A 17,962-nucleotide genomic window follows, 5' to 3' on the forward strand; every position below is an offset into this window, starting at 1 on the left:
CACCCTACCGGCGCCCACCGACGCCGCGGGTCAGGCGTCCGACCGGCCGAGCAGTTCCCCTGCCAGCTCCCGCATCTCGGCCTTGCGCACCTTCCCGGTGACGGTCATCGGGAACTCCTCGACCAGGTGCACGTAACGCGGGATCTTGTAGTGCGCCAGCTTGCCGGTGCAGAACTCGCGCAGCCGCGCGGCGTCCAGCGGGGCCGCGCCGGGGCGCAGCCGGATCCAGGCCATCAGCTCCTCCCCGTAGGTGGCGTCCGGCACCCCGATCACCTGGGCGTCCAGCACGTCCGGGTGCGCGTAGAGGAACTCCTCGATCTCGCGCGGGTAGATGTTCTCACCGCCGCGGATCACCATGTCCTTGATCCGGCCGGTCACCGCGAGGTAGCCGGCGTCGTCCATGACGGCGATGTCGCCGGTGCGCATCCAGCGCGCGGCGTCGACGGCCTCCGCGGTCTTGGCCGGCTCGCCCCAGTACCCGAGCATCACCGAGTAGCCGCGGGTGCAGAGCTCGCCGGGCTCGCCGCGCGGCAGCGTCCGCCCGGTCGCCGGATCGACGATCTTGACCTCCAGGTGCGGCCCGACCCGGCCGACCGTCTCGGTGCGCCGCTCCAGGCTGTCGTCGCGGCGGGTCTGCGTGGAGACCGGCGAGGTCTCGGTCATGCCGTAGCAGATCGAGACCTCCGCCATGTTCATGCGGTCGATGACCCGCTTCATCACCTCGACCGGGCAGGGCGAGCCCGCCATGATGCCGGTGCGCAGCGTGGCGAGGTCGTGCTCGGCGCCGGCGTCGAGTGCGGCGAGCATGGCGATGAACATGGTCGGCACGCCGTAGAGTGAGGTGCAGCGCTCGGCGGCGACCGCGGCCAGGCTCGCCTCCGGGTCGAAGGATGGCGCCGGGATGACGACGGCTGCGCCGTGCGTCGTGCTCGCCAGATTGCCCATCACCATGCCGAAACAGTGGTAGAAGGGCACCGGGACGCAGATCCGGTCGTGCTCGGTGTAGCCGCACAGCTCGCCGACGAACCAGCCGTTGTTCAGGATGTTGTGGTGGCTGAGCGTGGCGCCCCTGGGGAATCCCGTCGTCCCCGAGGTGTACTGGATATTGATCGGGTCGTCGGCGGAGAGCTCGGCGGCAACGGTGGCGAGCCGGGTGGCGTCCGGTTCGGTGGCCGCCAGCGCCTCCCACTCCGGCGAGCCGAAGACCAGCACCGATTCCAGCTCCGGGACCGCGGCACGCACCTCGCCGACCATGGCGACGTAGTCCGAGGTCTTGAAGGACTCGGCGGTGACCAGCGTCCGCACCCCTGCCGTGCGGAGCACGAACTCCAGCTCCGAGGTGCGGTAGGCCGGGTTGACGGTGACCAGGATCGCGCCGATCTTCGCGGTGGCGTACTGCACCAGGAACCACTCCGCGCAGTTCGGCGCCCAGATCCCGACCCGGTCGCCGGTGCGGACTCCGTGCTCGAGCAGCGCGGTGGCGATGGCGTCGACCGCGACGACCAGTTCCCGATAGCTCCAGCGGCGGCCGGAGGGGCGGTCGACCAGGGCTTCGCGCTCCGGGTGCGCGGCGGCGACGCGATCGAGGTTGCCGCCGATGGTGTCGCCGAGCAGCGGGGTGTGGGCGAGGCCGCTGTCGTAGGCCGGCGCGGTCACCGGGCACCGCCCTGGCGGAGCAGGTAGCGCTGCACCTTGCCGCTCGGGGTCCTGGGCAGCGTGTCGACGAAGTGCACCCGGCGCGGGTAGGCGTGCGCGGCGAACTTCCGCTTGACCAGCTGCTGCAGCTCCGCGGCGAGCTCGTCGTCCCCGGTGGCGTCCCGGCCGAGCACGACGAAGGCCTCCAGCACCTCGCCGCGCAGCTCGTCCGGCATTCCGACCACCGCGGCCTCGGCGACCCCCGGGTGCAGCAGCAGCACGCTCTCCACCTCGAACGGGCCGATCCGGTAGCCGGCCATGATGATCACGTCGTCGTCCCTGGCGGAGAAGCGGAAGAAGCCGTCGGCGTCCCGCGAGCCCGCGTCGCCGGTGAGGTACCAGCGGCCGTCGGCGGTGAAGCGCTGCGCGGTGCGCTCCGGGGCGTCCAGGTAGCCGGTGAACCAGAGCAGCGGGCTGCTCTCGACATCGATGGCGACCCGGCCGAGCTCGCCGGTCGGCGCCTCGGTGTCGGCGTCGTCGGCGAGTACCGCGCAGTGCCAGCCGGGCAGCTGCCTGCCCATCGAGCCGGGCGGGACAGTCGCGTCCAGCGCCTCGTGCCAGGCGTTGCCGATGACCATGCCGTGCTCGGTCTGGCCGTAGTGGTCGCGGACCTGGACGCCGAGCGCCCCGGCCGACCATTCCACCACCTCGGGGGTGAGCGGCTCGCCCGCCGACGAGGCGCGGCGCAGCGTGCTGCCCGCCGGCGCGGGTTCGGCGCGCAGCGCCCGGTAGACGGTGGGCGCGGCCGCGAAGTTGGTGACGCCGAAGCGCTCCAGCACCTGCCAGGTGAGTGCGGGCGAGAACGGCGCGTGCAGCAGCAGGGTGCGGATCCCGGACGCCAGCGGCGCCAGGATCGCGTAGTAGAGCCCGTAGGCCCAGCCCGGATCGGCGCCGTTCCAGAAGACGTCGTCCGGCCGGACGTCCAGCGCGAACTCCTGGTACGCGTGGAACGAGGCCAGCGCGCGCAGCGGGACCGGCACGCCCTTCGGGGTGCCGGTGGTGCCACTGGTGAAGAGCTGGACCAGCGCGCCGTCGCCGCCGACGGTCACCGCGGCGGCCAGCGGGTCGTCGGCCGAGTGCTGCGCCAGCAGCTCCTCGAAACGCAGCGCGCCCGGCTGCGCACCGCCCGCGACGATCACGCCCCACGGCGCGTCGGCCGGGATGTCGTCGCCGGGACGTAGCTTTTCGGCCTGGTCGGCATCGGTGACGACCCAGCGCGCGGCGCTGGCCGTGAGCCGGAAGGCGATGGCGGGCGGGGCGAAGGCGGTGAACAGCGGCACGTGCACCGCGCCGCGTCGCCAGATGCCGAGCAGCGCCACCACCAGGTCGGCCGACTTGGCCATGAGCGTGGCCACCCGGTCGCCGGGGCCGACGCCGAACTCGCCGAGCGCGGCGGCGAACCGCTCGGAGCGCTCGCGCAGTTCGCCGTAGGTGAGGTCGGTGTGGTTCAGGTCGGACTCGACCACGGTGACCGCGACCCGGTCGGCCGGGTGCCGGTCGCAGAGCAGCACCGCCGCGGTGGCGGCCGGGCTGTCGTAGGTCTCCAGCAGGGTGCGTACCCGCTGGTCCGGGTCGCTGTCGAGCACCGTCGTCTCGGTCGCCATGTGGTCCTCCCTCGTGCGGCTCCGGCTGGGCGCCGGTGTCCGCCTAGAATGTGGGACACGTCACGTCCCGCACTACCCCCGAAAAGGGGTGACCCGATATGAGCCGCGATCGCTCGCCCGGCGAGCACCTGCTCCGCCCGCGCGACGGTGACGCGCTGCGCGCCGCGCTGCGGCTGGTGGCCGGGGAATCCGGGGTGCCGGTGGCGTTCGGCGGCGAGATCGCGCGGGACGCGCTGCTGCTCTCCGAGTTCGTCGGCATCACGACGAACGCGCTGCGCGGCCTCACCGTGCTGCGCAGGTCCGGCCTCGGTGGGCAGGTGATGGCGAGCGGCGCCCCCGCCTCGGTGGCCGACTACCGCAGCGCCTCGTCCATCACGCACGACTACGACCGGCCGGTGCTCGGCGAGGGCATCCGCTCGGTGCTCGCGGTACCGGTGCTGGTCGACCGGCAATCCCGCGCGGTGCTCTACGCCGCCAACCGCGGCGGCTCCCCGCTCGGCGGCCGCACCGCCGAGCTGATGATCGGCGCGGCCAGGCAGCTGGCTCGCGAGATCACCGTGCGCGACGAGGTGGACCGGCGGCTGCGGCTGCTCCGGCTCGCCGAACCGGCGCCCGCAGGCGCGGAGGGCGAGGAGCTGCGCGACATCCACGCCGAGCTCAGGGAGATCGCGGGCGCCGTTCCCGACCCCGAGCTGCGCGCCCGCCTCGACGCCGTCGGCGGCCGGATCACCCGCGTGCTCGCGGGGGTGCCCGCCGCCGACGCGCCCCGGCTCTCCCGCCGGGAGCTCGATGTGCTCGCCCAGATCGCGCTCGGCTGCACCAACCAGGAGGTGGCGGCGCGGCTCTCGCTCGGCGCGGAGACGGTGAAGAGCTACCTGCGCAGCGCCATGAGCAAGCTCGACGCGCATACCAGGGTCGAGGCGGTTGCCAGGGCCAGGCGGGCTCGGCTGCTGCCGTAGGACCCTGTCGGTACCTCGTGCGATGATCGTCGCCGACATCTACTTCGGGGGGAGTTCAGCATGCGGTGGAATCGAGCGATACGAACGCTGGCGGCGTTCGGGCTGGTCATGGCGGTGGCCGCGTGCGGGGGGCCCGCGGGGTCCCGGCCGCCGGGCGGGCTGGAGCTGTCCGGCATACGCGCGGTCGAGCTCGGCGCCTTCGATGCCGCGGGGGTGACCGAGTCCGGCATCTACACCGTGCGCGGGGACACGATTCTCGGCTGGAGCCCGGGCGGCGAGCAGCGGTGGACGATCCAGCGGCCCGGGAGTGCGCCGGATCCGCGGCGCACCACGCCGGTGCTGTTCCACGACGTGCTGCTGGTGGGCTGGCAGGGCTCGCCCGGATACGTCGCCTACTCCGGCGATACCGGCGCGGAGTTGTGGAGCACCGCCGCCGACGTGTGGTGGGAGAGCGGCGTCGAGGACGGCCGGGTCGTGATCCGCGATCCGGCCACGAACCAGCCGCGCTGGAGCGCCGATCCGGCGCGGTGGAGCTGCGCGCCGCCGTTCACCGAGGACACCGTCTCCGTCCTGCTGACGCGGGAGGTCGCGCTGTTGCGCTGCCCCACCCGCTTCGCCCCGGACGGCACCGATCTCGACCTCGCCGTCGCCGCGTTCGACCGCCTGACCGGTGGCGAGCTGTGGCACCGGACGCTTTCCGGCACCGATTCCTTCGTGGTCGATTCGTCCGACACCCTGACCGTGAAGTCCGGCGGCGAGCGGGTGTTCCTCGCCCTGCGCAGCGGCGACGAGCTCGGCCGGCAGCCGCTCGGCGAGCAGTCCCGCTACCGCTTCGCCCGACCCGGCGGCACCGCGCTGATCATGGACAGCACCACCCTGGCGAAGAACACCGAGATGCGGTTCGTGGAGCCGGACGGCGGAGTGCGCTGGACGGCGCCGCTCGCCGCCGACGAGGAGGTACTGCTGAGCGTCGGGTCACCGGACGGCGTGCTGCTGGCGACGCTGCGGCCGCGCGGTGGCGGGCACGACGACGGGTCACTGTTCGCCTACGACGTGCGTACCGGTGAGCGGACCCACGTCGCGGGGCCGAAGCCGACGCCGCGCGGGGAGGAACCGCTGCTCACCATGCCGGTCGCGCAGACCGCGCGGCTACATCCCGCCCCGTGGGGCGTGCTCGTTCCCGGCGCGGACGGCCGGGCCGCGGCGATTCCGTCCGGCTGAGCGGGGCCGGGTCGGGGTGATCCCGTCCGGCAGAGCGGTCAGGCCGGGTCGGGGACGCCGTCGTCACCGGGCAGCAGGTCGGGTCGGCGGGCGCGGGTGCGCTCCAGCGCCTGCTCGTGCCGCCAGGCCGCGATCTTGGCATGGTCGCCGGAGAGCAGGATCGGCGGCACCTCGAGATCGCGCCAGATCACCGGCCGGGTGTAGCTGGGGCCCTCGAGCAGCCCGTCGGAGAAGGAATCCTCGCGGTGCGACTGCTGGTTGCCGAGCACGCCGGGCAGCAGCCGGACCACCGCCTCGACCATGACGAGGACGGCGGCCTCGCCGCCGATGAGCACGTAGTCACCGATGCTCACCTCCTCGACCCGCACCCGGCGCGCGGCATCGTCGAAGACCCGCTGATCGATGCCCTCGTACCGGCCGCAGGCGAACACCAGGTGCCGCTCGGCCGCCCAGCGCTCCGCGGTGGCCTGGGTGAAGGGAACGCCCGCCGGGGTCGGCACCACCAGCAGCGCGTCGGCGGGGCAGACCTCGTCCAGCGCGACACCCCACACGGAGGGCTTCATGACCATGCCGGGACCACCGCCGTACGGCGAGTCGTCCACCGATCGGTGCACATCGTGCGTCCAGTGCCGCAGGTCGTGCACATCGATGGCGATCAGCCCGCGATCGATGGCCTTGCCGAGCAGCGCGGCGCGCAGCGGCTCCAGGTACTCCGGGAAGATCGTGAGCACATCCAGTTTCACGACGGCCTCATTCCGGATCGAGCAACCCCTCGGGCGGGTCGATCACCACGACGCCGTCGGCCACCGAGACGCTCGGCACGATGGCGGTGACGAAGGGGATCAGCAGCTCCCTGCCGTCGTCGGCGCGCACCGAGAGCAGTTCGCCCGCGGCGGAGTGCAGCACCTCGGTGACCGTGCCGACGGCGGTGCCGTCGGTGAGCCGCACCGCGAGCCCCTCGAGTTCGTGGTCGTAGAACTCGTCCGGGTCCTCGCTGGGCGGCAGATCGGCGCTGTCCACCAGGAACAGCGTGCCGCGCAGCGCGTCCGCCGCATCGCGACCGTCCACCTCGCGCAGCCGCACGAGGAGCCGGCCCGAGTGTTCGCGGGCCGACTCCACGGTGAACTCCGTGCCGCCGGTGCGCGCCCGCGGCGGCCGTCCGAGCAGGACGGTGCCTGGCGCGAACCGGGATTCCGGATCGTCGGTGCGGATCTCGACGACGAGTTCGCCGCGCACCCCGTGCGACTTGGCGACCCGTCCGACGACGAGTTCCATCTAGGCGTCGGTGTCGACCACGTCGACCCGGATGCCGCGGCCGCCGATTCCGGCGACCAGCGTGCGCAGCGCGGTGGCGGTGCGGCCGCCGCGGCCGATGACCTTACCCAGGTCGTCCGGGTGGACGTGCACCTCGACGGTGCGGCCGCGCCTGCCGGTGATCAGCTCGACCCGGACGTCGTCGGGATTGGCGACGATGCCGCGCACCAGGTGCTCGACGGCATCGGCGACGACCACGCTCATTACTCGGCGGCTTCGGTCGACTCGGCCGCAGCGTCGTCGGCCTTCTTGGCCTTCTTCTTCGGCGTCGTGGCCTCGCCGGACGGCTCGCCGTCGGCGGCGGCCAGCGCGGCGTTGAAGAGGTCGAGCTTGCTCGGCTTCGCGGCCTTGACCTTCAGGGTGCCCTCGGTGCCCGGCAGGCCCTTGAACTTCTGCCAGTCGCCGGTGATCTCCAGCAGCCGCTGCACGGGCTCGGTGGGCTGGGCGCCGACGCTGAGCCAGTACGCCACGCGCTCCGCGTCGATCTGGATCAGCGAAGGCTCTTCCTTCGGGTGGTACGTGCCGATCGACTCGATGGCCCGGCCGTCCCGGCGGGTGCGGGCGTCGGCGACGACGACGCGGTACTGCGGGTTGCGGATCTTGCCCAGGCGGGTGAGCTTGATGCGAACAGCCATGGCTGTGGGTTCTGCCTTTCGGTGGTGGCCGCCGCGGGGGCGGCCGAGTGGTCACTGCGCGATTCAGCGACCCCGCACGGTCTGCGGGTCCGGTTTCGCGCTCGAAGTGTGTGACCGCCGCGCGGTACGGAACCGGAGACGGGCTGACACGCGTCCAGAAGGACGGTGGATCATTGTGCCAGACGGGTGCGGCCCGCCCGAAATCGGCTCGGTCAGCCCCGGCGGTAGCGCAGCAGCACCACGCCGGAGCGGAAGGCCCGCGTTTCGGCGAGCCGAAGCGGCGGCACCCCGGTGGCGTCCGCGAAGAGCCGGGCACCGGTACCGACCACCACCGGGTAGACGAAGAGCCGGTACTCGTCCACCAGGTCGGCGGCGATCAGCGCGTGGCACAGCCGGATGCTGCCGGTGAGCACGATGTCGCGGCCCTGCCGCGCCTTGATCCCCGCGATCTCCTCGGTGAGCGGCCCGCGCAGGATCTCCGAGTTCGCCCAGCCCGGTTCGGTGAGGGTGCGGGAGACGACGTACTTGGTGACGGTGTTCAGGTGCTCGGTGACGCCGGTGGTGTCGTCCGTCCGCGCAGGCCAGAAGCCGCGCATGTCCTCGAAGGTCCGCCGGCCGAAGAGCACCGCGTCGGAGGCGGCGGCCTGTTCGCGCAGGGCGGCGTTCAGGTCGGCGGTGGCTTCGGGGTCGGTGCCTGCCACCGAGAACCAGTCGGTGGCTTCGATCACTCCGTCGACGGTGATGTTCTGGGTCACGACGAGTTCGCGCACGACGTTCCTTCCGATCGGTGGTGGTTCCACCGATAGCGACGAGGCGGCGGCGCGGAATTCAGCGGTGCGCGGTCACGGGATCGCGGCGCGGGTAGGGCCTGCCGCGCAGGACCACCGCGCGGGGCGCGGTCAGCGCGGCCGGTTCGGTGCGCGGGTCCTGGTCGTAGAGCACGAAGTCGGCGGGTGCACCCTCCTCGAGCACCGGGCGGTCGAGCCAGCGGCGGGCGTCCCAGGAGGCGGCGCCGAGCGCGTCGTGCGCGGAGAGCCCGGCGCGGGCGAGCGCGCTGATCTCGTCGGCGATCCGGCCGTGCCGGATCGAGCCACCCGCGTCGGTACCCGCGTAGATCGGCACTCCGGCCTCGTGCGCGCGGCCGACGGTGTCCCGCACGCGGCGGTGCAGGTCGCGCATGTGGGCGGCGTAGACCGGGAACCTGCCCGCACCGTCGGCGATCCCGGGGAAGGTGTCGATGTTGACCAGCGTCGGCACCAGCGCGGTGCCGTGCTCGACCATCAGCGCGATGGTGTCGTCGGTGAGGCCGGTGCCGTGCTCCAGGCAGTCGATCCCGGCAGTGATCAGCCCGGGCAGCGCGTCCTCGCCGAACACGTGCGCGGTGACCCGCGCGCCGTCGGCGTGGGCGGCGTCGATCGCCTCCCGCAGCACCGCGTCGCTCCACAGCGGGCGCAGATCGCCGACCGAGCGATCGATCCAGTCGCCGACGATCTTCACCCAGCCGTCGCCGAACCTGGCCTGCTCGGCCACGATCTCCGGCAGGTCGCGCTCGTCGTCCAGCTCGATGCCGAGCTCCCGGATGTAGCGCTTGGGCCGGGCGATGTGCCTGCCCGCCCTGATGATCCGCGGCAGCTCCTCGTGCTCGTCCACGAAACGGGTGTCGATCGGCGAACCGGCATCGCGCAGCAGCAGCGCCCCCGCCTCCCGCTCGGTGACGGCCTGCTCGATCGCGCCGTCCCGATCCTCGTGGCCGCCGCCGTACCGGATGCCGACATGGCAGTGCGCGTCCACCAGCCCCGGCACGATCCAGCCTGCGCGCGCGAAGGTCTCGGCCCCGGGCACGGGCTCGTAGGTCACCCGGCCCTCGTGCACCCAGATGTCGCGCACCTCGGCCGCGGGCAGAACCACACCGCGCAGATGCACCGCCGACCTCCTTCGCCCGAACGGGAGCGCAGCTACTGCTTGGGGAACTTCAGCTTCGAGAGGTCGAAGCCCTCCAGCCCGGGCGGCAGCTGGTCCAGGCCGGCGGGCATGTTGGAGATGTCGGGCATGCCGGGGGGAAGGCCGGGCATGCCGGGGAACCCGCCGCGCACCTTGGGCGGGGTCGGCCCGCGGCCGCCCTTCTTCCCCTTCTTGCCCTTGCGGTTGTTCCGCCGGTTGGCGCCGGGCATGCCCATCTGCCTGCCCATGGCCGCCATCATCTTCCTGGCCTCGAAGAACCGGTCGACCAGCTGGTTCACGTCGGAGACCTGGACACCGGAGCCGTTCGCGATGCGCAGCCTGCGCGAGGCGTTGATGATCTTCGGTTCGGCACGCTCGGCCGGGGTCATGCCGCGGATGATGGCCTGCACCCGGTCCAGCTGCTTGTCGTCGACGGCGGCGAGCGCGTCCTTCATCTGGCCCGCGCCGGGGAGCATGCCGAGCAGGTTGCCGATCGGCCCCATCTTGCGGATGGCGAGCATCTGCTCGAGGAAGTCCTCCAGCGTGAGCTCGCCGCTGCCGATCTTGCGCGCCGCCTCCTCGGCCTGCTGCTGGTCGTAGACCTGCTCGGCCTGCTCGATGAGGGTGAGCACGTCGCCCATGCCGAGGATGCGGCTGGCCATCCGGTCGGGGTGGAAGACGTCGAAGTCCTCCAGCTTCTCGCCGGTGGAGGCGAACATGATCGGCGCGCCGGTGACATTGCGGACCGAGAGCGCGGCGCCGCCGCGGGCGTCGCCGTCCAGCTTCGTCAGCACGACGCCGGTGAAGCCGACGCCGTCGCGGAACGCCTCGGCGGTGTTCACCGCGTCCTGGCCGATCATGGCGTCGAGGACGAACAGCACCTCGTCCGGCTGCACGGCATCGCGGATGCCGGCGGCCTGCTGCATCAGTTCGGCGTCGATGCCGAGGCGGCCTGCGGTGTCGACGATGACCACGTCGTACTGCTTGGCCCGCGCCTCGGCGATACCGGACTCGGCGACCCGCACCGGGTCGGCGGCCGAGACGCCGAGCTGGTTCTCCCCGCCGAGGCCGGTGCCCGGGTGCGGCGCGAAGACCGGCACGCCCGCGCGCTCACCGACCACCTGGAGCTGGGTGACCGCGCCGGGGCGCTGCAGGTCGCAGGCGACGAGCAGCGGCTGATGGCCCTGGCCGCGCAGCCATTTCGCGAGCTTGCCCGCGAGCGTGGTCTTACCGGCGCCCTGCAGACCGGCCAGCATGATCACGGTGGGCGGGTTCTTGGCCAGCGTGAGCCTGCGGGTCTCGCCGCCGAGAATGCCGACGAGTTCCTCGTTGACGATCTTGACGACCTGCTGCGCCGGGTTCAGCGCCCCCGAGACCTCGGCGCCGTTGGCGCGCTCCTTGATCCGGGCGATGAAGCCGCGCACCACCGGAAGCGCGACGTCGGCCTCCAGCAGCGCCAGCCGGATCTCGCGCGCGGTGGCGTCGATGTCGGCCGGTGACAGCCGCCCCTTGCCGCGCAGATCCTTGAGGGCACCTGTCAGCCGGTCGGACAGTGATTCGAACACCGATCGCGCTCCTGGACTCGGGGGGACGACATTTCCGGTCCAGGGTAATCGGCTGACGCGGCGCGGCACGCGGCGGTCGGGAAGTCGACCGCCGCCGCCTCAGCGCCGCGGCCGCGCGCGGGGCCGCTGCGTGCCGTAGTCGTGGTTCTCCACCGCGATGAGGAACACCGCCTCGCGGCCGGTGAGGCCGAGTTCGGCGGCGGCCGCGTCGAGTTCGCCCGCGCCGTCGGCGCCGCCGGTCGCCACCGCGGAGGCGATGGTCATGGCGGTGACGGCCTGCGGTGCGCTGAGGGTGCGCCCGGGCAACCAGGACACCACCCAGCTCCCGTTGCCGACGCAGCGAGCGATGTGCCTGGTCTCGTCGCTGGTCATCAGCGACGCGGAAACCACCTCCAGCGCCAACGGACCCACCTCTCATCGACGTTTCCGGTCAACCGATAGTAATCTGCGTCACATTCGTTGCGGAAGCCGAAACGCGTCGGGTGATCAGCCGACAGCCGAATCCCCCGCCTCCTCCGGCTTCTTCGGGGCGGGCTGCGGCACCACCTCCAGCACGCTCCGCTCCAGCGCCGCCCTGCGCTCCGCGCTGTCCCCCGCGCCGAGGTCGAGGCAGAAGGTGTCCACGACCGCCGACCCCATGGTCACCACCTTGGCCCACCGCACCGACGCCGCGGCGTCCGCGAAGACCGCCGCCAGCCGGGTGAGCAGGCCGAGCCGGTCCTCGGCGCGCAGTTCGAGGATCACCCCGCCCTCCGACGCCTCCGACCAGAGCACCCGTGGCTGTGCCTGCGCGTACGGTCCCGGGCCGGGCCCGTCGGCGTCGCGCTCGCGCTTGGCCAGCACCGCGCCCGGGTCGAGGTCGCCCGCCATGGCCCGGATCAGCTCTTGGCGCAGCAGCCCGGCATCGGGTGGGCCGCCGAAGCGCGGGGTCACCACGAAGGTGTCGACGGCAGAGGCTCCCTCCACCCCGAGCGCGGCCGAGAGCACCCGCAGCGAGTGCAGCGCGAGCACCCCGGCGGCGTCCGAGAGCAGCCCGGGAGCGTCCGGGGCGATCACCGTGACGGTGTAGGTGTGCTTGCCGTCGCCGGGTTGCAGCTCCACGTGCACCCCGCCCGCGGCGGCCTTGGCCAGCAGCTCCGGCGCGATCGGCTCGGGGGCGGGCAGTTCGTCGCCGCGCATGACGGTCCGGCAGCGCCGCACCAGATCGCCGATCAGCGAGGCCTTCCAGTCGCCCCAGACGCCGGGGCCGGTCGCCAGCGAATCCGCCTCGGCCAGGGTGTGCAGCAGCTCGAGCAGCTGGACGTCACCGTCCAGCGCGGTCACCACGTGCTCGACGGTGGCCGGGTCGGCCAGGTCGCGGCGGGTCGCCGTGTCCGGCAGCAGCAGGTGGTGCCGGACGATGGCGCTGAGTGTGCGCACATCCGACGGCCACAGCCCGAGTCGGCGCCCGATGTGCGTGGCCAGCTCGGCGCCGACGATGCTGTGGTCGCCCGCGCGGCCCTTGCCGATGTCGTGCAGCAGCGCGCCGAGCGCGAGCAGGTCCGGCCTGGCCACCCTGGTGCTGCCCGCGCCCGCGTAGGCGACGGTCTCCATGAGGTGCCGGTCGACGGTCCAGGTGTGGATGGCGTCGCGCGGCGGCAGGTCGCGCACCGCGCCCCATTCCGGCAGCAGCCTGCCCCAGAGCCCGGTGCGGTCCAGCGCCTCGATCACGCCGATGGCGTTGCGGCCCGCGCCGAGCAGCACGAGCAGGTCGTTGAGCGCGTCCTTCGGCCAGGGCTCGCGCAGCTCCGGCGCGTCCTCGGAGAGCCGGTTCAGCGTGGTGGCCGACATGGGCAGCCCGGTGACGGCCGAGGACGCCGCCACCCGCAGGATCAGCCCCGGATCGCGCTGCGGCCTGGCGTCGCGGGCGAGCACCACCTCGCCCGCGTGCTCGACCACGCCCTCGTCGATCGGGCGGCGCACCGGCATCCGGCGCAGCCGGGCCAGGCCGCGGCGGGGCAGCGCGTTGGCCGCGGTGCGCAGCCCGACGTCGACCGAGTAGCTCACCGTCCGCGCCGAGTCGCTGAGCGTCCTCGCCAGGTCGAAGCGGTCGCCGATGCGCAGCGCGGCGCCGATCTCGTCGGCGTCCTGCGCGCGCAGCTGGTCGCGGGCGCGGCCGGCCACCCGGTGCAGCTCGGTGCGCACGTCGAGCATTCTTCGGTGCGCGTGCTTCAACCCGCCGCCGGGGACGTCGGGGCCGAGGCCGGGCATGGCGTCGGTGAGCTGGGCGATGGCGAGCGCGTCGAGCAGCTGGATGTCGCGCAGCCCGCCGCGGCCGTTCTTCAGGTCCGGCTCGGCCCGGTGCGCGATCTCGCCGCTGCGCTGCCAGCGCGTGCGGGTCTGCGCGATCAGGTCGTCGAAGCGGGTCCTGATGCCGGTGCGCCACTCCCGGCGCACCCCGCCGATCAGCAGGTTGCTCAGGTCGGCGTCGCCGACGATGTGCCTGGCCTCCAGCATGCCGAGCGCGGCCGGGATGTCGTCGGCGGCGACCCGCAGCGCCTGCGGCACCGTGCGCACGCTGTGATCCAGCTTGATGTGCGCGTCCCAGAGCGGGTACCAGAGCTGATCGGCCACCTCGGCCACCCGGGCCGGGTCCACGTCGTCGTGCAGCAGCACCAGGTCCAGGTCCGAGTAGGGCAGCATCTCGCGCCGCCCGAGCCCGCCGACGGCGACCAGCGCGAGCCCGCTGTCCGGCCCGATGCCGAGTTCGGCGCCCTTGCCGGTGAGCCAGAGTTCGAACAGGTCGACCAGCGCCGACCGCAGTGATTCCGCGTCCAGCCGCGGATTGCGCGGATGGCCCCCCTCGAGCAGCTGTGCCCGTGCCCGGACCAGATCGGCAGCCCCGTTGTTCTGATTGTTGCCCATAGTCACCGCCCGTTCCACGCGCGCGACCCCGCTCCGGCCGGTGCTCCGGCCGGAGCGGGGCCGCCGCTCTCTCGTGCTGGATCCGGGGCCGGTCCGTCCACCGGCCCCGGGGTACTACAGTGCGTCGCTGCCGCGTTCGCCGGTGCGCACCCGCACCACGGCCTCCACCGGGGTCACCCAGACCTTGCCGTCACCGATCTTGCCGGTGCGCGCCGCCTCGACGATCACCTCGACGACCTTGTCCACCGAGGCGTCGTCCACGACCACCTCGACGCGCACCTTCGGCACGAAGTCCACCGAGTACTCGGCGCCGCGGTAGACCTCGGTGTGCCCCTTCTGCCTGCCGTAGCCCTGCACTTCGCTCACGGTCATGCCGAGGATTCCGGCCTGCTCGAGCGCGCCCTTCACATCCTCGAGGGTGAACGGTTTGACGATGGCGGTGATCAGTTTCATGCGTCATGCCTCCTTGACGGTGGTACGTGCCATGCCACCCACAGCAGCGAAATCGTATGCGCTTTCCGCGTGCTCGGACTCGTCCGCGCCGAGCGCCTCGTCCTCCTCGGACACCCGGAGGCCGATGGTGAACTTGATGGCGAAGGCGATGATCGCGGTCGCGACCACCGAGTAGGCCAGCACCGCGAAGGCGCCGACGGCCTGCAGCTTCAGCTGCTCCAGACCACCACCGTAGAACAGCCCGGAGACCGCCGCAGGGGCTTCCGGCGCCGCGACCAGCCCGACCAGCAGGGTGCCGACCAGACCGCCGACCAGGTGCACGCCGACCACGTCGAGCGAATCGTCGAAGCCGAAGCGGAACTTCAGCCCGACCGCGAGGGCGCAGAGCGCACCCGCCACGACACCGATCACCAGCGCGCCGACGGTGTTCACCGAGGAGCAGGACGGGGTGATGGCGACCAGGCCGGCCACGATGCCCGAGGCGGCACCCAGCGAGGTGGGCTTGCCGTCGCGGATCTTCTCCACCACGAGCCAGGCGAGCATGGCGGCGGCGGTGGCGATGGTCGTGGTCAGGAAGGTGGCGCCGGCGATGCCGTTGGCGCCGAGCGCGGAGCCGGCGTTGAAGCCGTACCAGCCGAACCACAGCAGCCCGGCGCCGAGCATGACGAACGGCAGGTTGTGCGGGCGGAACGGGGTCTTGGGCCAGCCCCTGCGCTTGCCGAGGACGATCGCGAGCACGAGGCCGGCCGCACCGGCGTTGATGTGCACCGCGGTGCCGCCGGCGAAGTCGATGGCCTTGAGGTTGTTGGCGATCCAGCCGCCCTGCTCGCCGGTGTAGCCGTCGAACGCGAAGACCCAGTGCGCCACCGGGAAGTAGACGACGGTGGCCCAGATGCCGGCGAAGACCAGCCAGGACCCGAACTTGATGCGGTCGGCGACCGCACCCGAGATGAGGGCGACCGTGATGATCGCGAACATCAGCTGGAAGGCGACGAACACCGAGAGCGGGATGGTGCCGAACAGCGGGATACCCGCGGGGGCCTCCGGATCGGTGGAGGCGAGGTACTCACCGCCGAAGACCTTGGCCAGTCCGAAGTACTGGGTCGGGTCGCCGATCAGGTTGCCCTTGTCCTCACCGAACGCGACGGAGAAACCGTACAGCGCCCAGAGGACCGTGATGAGCCCCATGGCGCTGATGCTCATCATGATCATGTTCAGCACGTTCTTGGCGCGGACCATGCCGCCGTAGAAGAACGCGAGTCCTGGCGTCATCAGCAAGACGAACGCCGCGGCCGCCAGCATCCATGCGGTGTCACCGGCGTCCGGCGCGCCTATCGTGGGAAAATCCACCTTGATGTCCTCCTCATCTCGGGCCCGGCCGACTTCGGCATCAGGACCTGGGAAGAAGAATCCTCACCTGGTGTTTCATCCGGCGATCCACCGTGTTTCACCTACGTGAACGGGTGCGCCGGTTGTGTTGCGACCACGTTTCGTCCGTCCCACAGCGGCCATTCGGGCCGCTGTGGGATCCACCACGGGGTGATTTCCTCAGCCGAGCAGCGCGTCGACGAAGGCGCCCGGCTCGAACGGGGCGAGATCGTCCGCACCCTCGCCGAGGCCGACCAGCTTCACCGGGACGCCGAGCTCGTGCTGCACCTGGAAGACGATGCCGCCCTTCGCGGTGCCGTCCAGCTTGGTGAGCACGACGCCGGTGATCTCGACGACCTCGGCGAAGACCCGCGCCTGCGCCAGGCCGTTCTGGCCGACGGTGGCGTCCAGCACCAGCAGCACCTCGTCGACGGCGGCCTTCTTCTCCACCACCCGCTTGACCTTGCCGAGCTCGTCCATCAGCCCGGTCTTGGTGTGCAGCCTGCCCGCGGTGTCCACCAGGACGGCGTCGACGCCGCGCTCGATGCCGACGGTCACGGCGTCGAAGGCGACCGAGGCCGGGTCGGCGCCCTCGCGACCGCGCACGGTGTCGGCGCCGACCCGCTCACCCCAGGTCTGCAGCTGGTCGGCGGCGGCGGCGCGGAAGGTGTCGGCCGCGCCGAGCAGCACCCGGCGGCCGTCGGCGACCAGGACCCTGGCCAGTTTGCCGGTGGTGGTCGTCTTGCCGGTGCCGTTCACGCCGACCACGAGCAGGATCGACGGGTGGTCGTCGTGCGGGAGCGCGTGCACCGCGCGGTCCAGCTCCGGGCGCAGCGCCTCGACCAGGACGGTGCGCAGCACGGCGCGGGCCTCGTCGGTGCTGCGCACACTGCGCGCCGCCATCTCCTCGCGCAACCGCTGCACGATCACCGCGGTGCTCGCGGTGCCGAGGTCGGCGAGGACCAGGGTGTCCTCGATCTCCTCCCAGGAGTCCTCGTCCAGGTCGCCGCCGCCGAGCAGGCCGAGGAGGCTCTTGCCGACGGCGTTCTGCGAGCGGGAGAGGCGGCCGCGGAGGCGGGTCAGGCGACCGGAGGTCGGGGCGATCTCCTCGGCGGCCGAGGTGCCGGCGACGGGTGCCGTGCCCGCCACGGGAGTGGATGGTGCGGTGTCGGCTGCCGCTGGGGCCGTCGGGGTGGCGCCGGGCGCGGCCGGGGCGGTAGCCGTCCCGTTCGGGGTGATCGTGGCTCCGCCGGTGGCGGTGTCGCTGGAAGCAGCGGTGCCGGACGGGGCAGCGGTGGCGTCCGCCGCGCTGCCAGCGGGCGTGTCGTCGACCGGCGCGATGTCACCGGGGGCCACCGCACCCACGGCGGGACTGTCCGTTTCGGTCGGTGCGGCAGCGGCGGGATCGCCTGGGCGGGTGACAGTTCCGGACGGCTCCACATCCGAATCCGGGAGCCGGACCTCGGTGATTCCGCGCCGGTGCGCGTCGCGAGGGACAGCGGCGTCGTCGCCGACGTGCGGCTGCCCGTCGGTGTCGGTGCGGTCGCGCAGCTGCGGCTCCGGTTCCGCGGTGGCGGCACCGCCCCTGCTGAAGCTGAACCCGCCCGCGGCGGTATAACCGCCGGAGCGGTCGGTCAGCTCCTTCTCCTCCGCCGGGGCGGTCAGCGACACCCGGCGGCGCTTGGACAGGACGTAACCCGCGACCAACACCACCAGTACGACGGCGGCGATCACGGCGATCAGAATCCAGGCTTCGGCACTCACACCGGACATCCTTGCAGAGCCCGGCTGAGCTGCTGGTCAGGGTGCCCGCACGCCCGAAGAACGGCCATCGAGATTTCTTGTCCTGCGGAACTTCTCGGCAGAGGCCAATAGGATCGGCGACGTGACCGATCGAAACGTGCTTGGGGGGCCGCTGGAAGAGTGCGGCACCGATCCTCTCACCGGCTTCTACCGTGACGGCTGCTGCAGTACCGGGCCGGAGGATCTCGGCAGCCACACCGTGTGCACCGTCGCGACCGCGGAGTTCCTGGAACACCAGGCCTCCATCGGCAACGACCTGAGCACCCCGCGCCCGGAGAACAACTTCCCCGGCCTGCAGCCGGGCGACCGCTGGTGCGTCGTCGCGGTGCGCTGGCTGCACGCGCACGAGGACGGGGTGGCCGCGCCGGTGGTGCTGGCAGCCACCCACGAGAACGCGCTCGAGGTGGTCTCCATGGAGATCCTGCGGAAGTACGCGGTCGACGTCCCGGACGACGTCAGCGACCTGCTCTAGCGCGAGACGGCACCCGGCTCGCGCCGGT

General features: G+C 72.4%; 17 protein-coding genes. 3 read left to right on the forward strand and 14 right to left on the reverse strand.

From position 1 onward, the window contains the following. Positions 1 to 30: 30 nt before the first annotated feature. On the reverse strand, positions 31 to 1,656 hold the full coding sequence (locus ACFO0B_RS04030; protein ID WP_378610916.1) for an AMP-binding protein: 1,626 nt from the start codon (positions 1,654 to 1,656) through the stop codon (positions 31 to 33). After that, a complete protein-coding gene (locus ACFO0B_RS04035) occupies positions 1,653 to 3,299 on the reverse strand; it encodes an AMP-binding protein (protein WP_378610917.1) in 1,647 nt (548 codons plus the stop codon). The genes ACFO0B_RS04030 and ACFO0B_RS04035 overlap by 4 nt, the downstream gene beginning before the upstream one ends. A 98-nt stretch (positions 3,300 to 3,397) precedes the next feature. Here ACFO0B_RS04035 and ACFO0B_RS04040 point away from each other — a divergent pair, with 98 nt between their 5' ends. Beyond that, positions 3,398 to 4,258, forward strand: coding sequence for a LuxR C-terminal-related transcriptional regulator (locus ACFO0B_RS04040; RefSeq protein ID WP_378610918.1), 861 nt, complete (start codon positions 3,398 to 3,400; stop codon positions 4,256 to 4,258). 60 nt (positions 4,259 to 4,318) lie between these two features. After that, on the forward strand, positions 4,319 to 5,479 hold the full coding sequence (locus ACFO0B_RS04045; protein WP_378610919.1) for an outer membrane protein assembly factor BamB family protein: 1,161 nt from the start codon (positions 4,319 to 4,321) through the stop codon (positions 5,477 to 5,479). Between the two features lie 38 nt (positions 5,480 to 5,517). On the opposite strand, the gene trmD is transcribed toward ACFO0B_RS04045, so the two are convergent. From trmD to ftsY, 12 genes are all read right to left on the reverse strand, one after another. Then, entirely contained in the window at positions 5,518 to 6,222 is a 705-nt protein-coding gene (trmD, locus tag ACFO0B_RS04050) for a tRNA (guanosine(37)-N1)-methyltransferase TrmD (RefSeq protein WP_378610920.1), read from the reverse strand. Positions 6,223 to 6,229: 7 nt separating this feature from the next. Continuing rightward, complete coding sequence (rimM, locus tag ACFO0B_RS04055; protein WP_378610921.1) at positions 6,230 to 6,754, reverse strand: ribosome maturation factor RimM; 525 nt, start codon at positions 6,752 to 6,754, stop codon at positions 6,230 to 6,232. Beyond that, positions 6,755 to 6,997, reverse strand: a complete 243-nt coding sequence (locus ACFO0B_RS04060; RefSeq protein WP_233019760.1) for an RNA-binding protein — start codon at positions 6,995 to 6,997, stop codon at positions 6,755 to 6,757. It lies immediately after the preceding gene. Then, the gene (gene rpsP, locus ACFO0B_RS04065) at positions 6,997 to 7,428 is read right to left on the reverse strand and encodes a 30S ribosomal protein S16 (RefSeq protein ID WP_378610922.1); all 432 of its coding nucleotides are present in this window, start codon (positions 7,426 to 7,428) and stop codon (positions 6,997 to 6,999) included. The genes ACFO0B_RS04060 and rpsP overlap by 1 nt, the downstream gene beginning before the upstream one ends. A gap of 212 nt (positions 7,429 to 7,640) precedes the next feature. Continuing rightward, complete coding sequence (locus tag ACFO0B_RS04070; RefSeq protein WP_378610923.1) at positions 7,641 to 8,198, reverse strand: dihydrofolate reductase family protein; 558 nt, start codon at positions 8,196 to 8,198, stop codon at positions 7,641 to 7,643. A gap of 58 nt (positions 8,199 to 8,256) precedes the next feature. After that, positions 8,257 to 9,351: an amidohydrolase family protein gene (locus tag ACFO0B_RS04075; RefSeq protein ID WP_378610924.1), complete on the reverse strand. Its 1,095-nt coding sequence runs from the start codon at positions 9,349 to 9,351 to the stop codon at positions 8,257 to 8,259. A gap of 32 nt (positions 9,352 to 9,383) precedes the next feature. Continuing rightward, positions 9,384 to 10,934 carry a signal recognition particle protein gene (ffh, locus tag ACFO0B_RS04080; protein WP_378610925.1) on the reverse strand — a complete coding sequence of 517 codons (1,551 nt, stop codon included), beginning with the start codon at positions 10,932 to 10,934 and terminating at the stop codon, positions 9,384 to 9,386. A 99-nt stretch (positions 10,935 to 11,033) separates the two neighbouring features. Next, positions 11,034 to 11,336, reverse strand: a complete 303-nt coding sequence (locus ACFO0B_RS04085; RefSeq protein ID WP_378610926.1) for a hypothetical protein — start codon at positions 11,334 to 11,336, stop codon at positions 11,034 to 11,036. A gap of 84 nt (positions 11,337 to 11,420) precedes the next feature. Beyond that, a complete protein-coding gene (locus ACFO0B_RS04090) occupies positions 11,421 to 13,838 on the reverse strand; it encodes a [protein-PII] uridylyltransferase (protein ID WP_378611130.1) in 2,418 nt (805 codons plus the stop codon). 114 nt (positions 13,839 to 13,952) lie between these two features. Next, complete coding sequence (locus ACFO0B_RS04095) at positions 13,953 to 14,291, reverse strand: P-II family nitrogen regulator (protein ID WP_378610927.1); 339 nt, start codon at positions 14,289 to 14,291, stop codon at positions 13,953 to 13,955. A gap of 3 nt (positions 14,292 to 14,294) precedes the next feature. Beyond that, positions 14,295 to 15,641 carry an ammonium transporter gene (locus ACFO0B_RS04100; protein WP_378610928.1) on the reverse strand — a complete coding sequence of 449 codons (1,347 nt, stop codon included), beginning with the start codon at positions 15,639 to 15,641 and terminating at the stop codon, positions 14,295 to 14,297. Positions 15,642 to 15,839: 198 nt separating this feature from the next. Then, the gene (gene ftsY, locus ACFO0B_RS04105) at positions 15,840 to 17,432 is read right to left on the reverse strand and encodes a signal recognition particle-docking protein FtsY (RefSeq protein ID WP_449289784.1); all 1,593 of its coding nucleotides are present in this window, start codon (positions 17,430 to 17,432) and stop codon (positions 15,840 to 15,842) included. Positions 17,433 to 17,544: 112 nt separating this feature from the next. On the opposite strand from ftsY, the gene ACFO0B_RS04110 reads away from it, so the two are divergent. After that, positions 17,545 to 17,934 (forward strand): DUF2237 family protein, encoded by a 390-nt coding sequence (locus ACFO0B_RS04110; RefSeq protein WP_378610930.1) that lies wholly within the window; start codon positions 17,545 to 17,547, stop codon positions 17,932 to 17,934. The last annotated feature ends 28 nt before the right edge of the window (positions 17,935 to 17,962 follow it).

It is taken from the genome of Nocardia jiangsuensis (assembly GCF_042650385.1).
Taxonomy (GTDB): domain Bacteria; phylum Actinomycetota; class Actinomycetes; order Mycobacteriales; family Mycobacteriaceae; genus Nocardia; species Nocardia jiangsuensis.

What these genes read in the sequence shown, in the direction of transcription:
- ACFO0B_RS04035 (WP_378610917.1), bottom strand. Translation starts at nt 3,299, where the DNA reads ATGGCGACCGAGACGACGGTGCTCGACAGCGACCCGGACCAGCGGGTA.
- ACFO0B_RS04045 (WP_378610919.1), top strand. Translation starts at nt 4,319, where the DNA reads ATGCGGTGGAATCGAGCGATACGAACGCTGGCGGCGTTCGGGCTGGTC.
- rpsP (WP_378610922.1), bottom strand. Translation starts at nt 7,428, where the DNA reads ATGGCTGTTCGCATCAAGCTCACCCGCCTGGGCAAGATCCGCAACCCG.
- ACFO0B_RS04040 (WP_378610918.1), top strand. Translation starts at nt 3,398, where the DNA reads ATGAGCCGCGATCGCTCGCCCGGCGAGCACCTGCTCCGCCCGCGCGAC.
- ftsY (WP_449289784.1), bottom strand. Translation starts at nt 17,432, where the DNA reads ATGTCCGGTGTGAGTGCCGAAGCCTGGATTCTGATCGCCGTGATCGCC.
- rimM (WP_378610921.1), bottom strand. Translation starts at nt 6,754, where the DNA reads ATGGAACTCGTCGTCGGACGGGTCGCCAAGTCGCACGGGGTGCGCGGC.
- ACFO0B_RS04095 (WP_378610927.1), bottom strand. Translation starts at nt 14,291, where the DNA reads ATGAAACTGATCACCGCCATCGTCAAACCGTTCACCCTCGAGGATGTG.
- ACFO0B_RS04060 (WP_233019760.1), bottom strand. Translation starts at nt 6,997, where the DNA reads ATGAGCGTGGTCGTCGCCGATGCCGTCGAGCACCTGGTGCGCGGCATC.
- ACFO0B_RS04090 (WP_378611130.1), bottom strand. Translation starts at nt 13,838, where the DNA reads ATGGGCAACAATCAGAACAACGGGGCTGCCGATCTGGTCCGGGCACGG.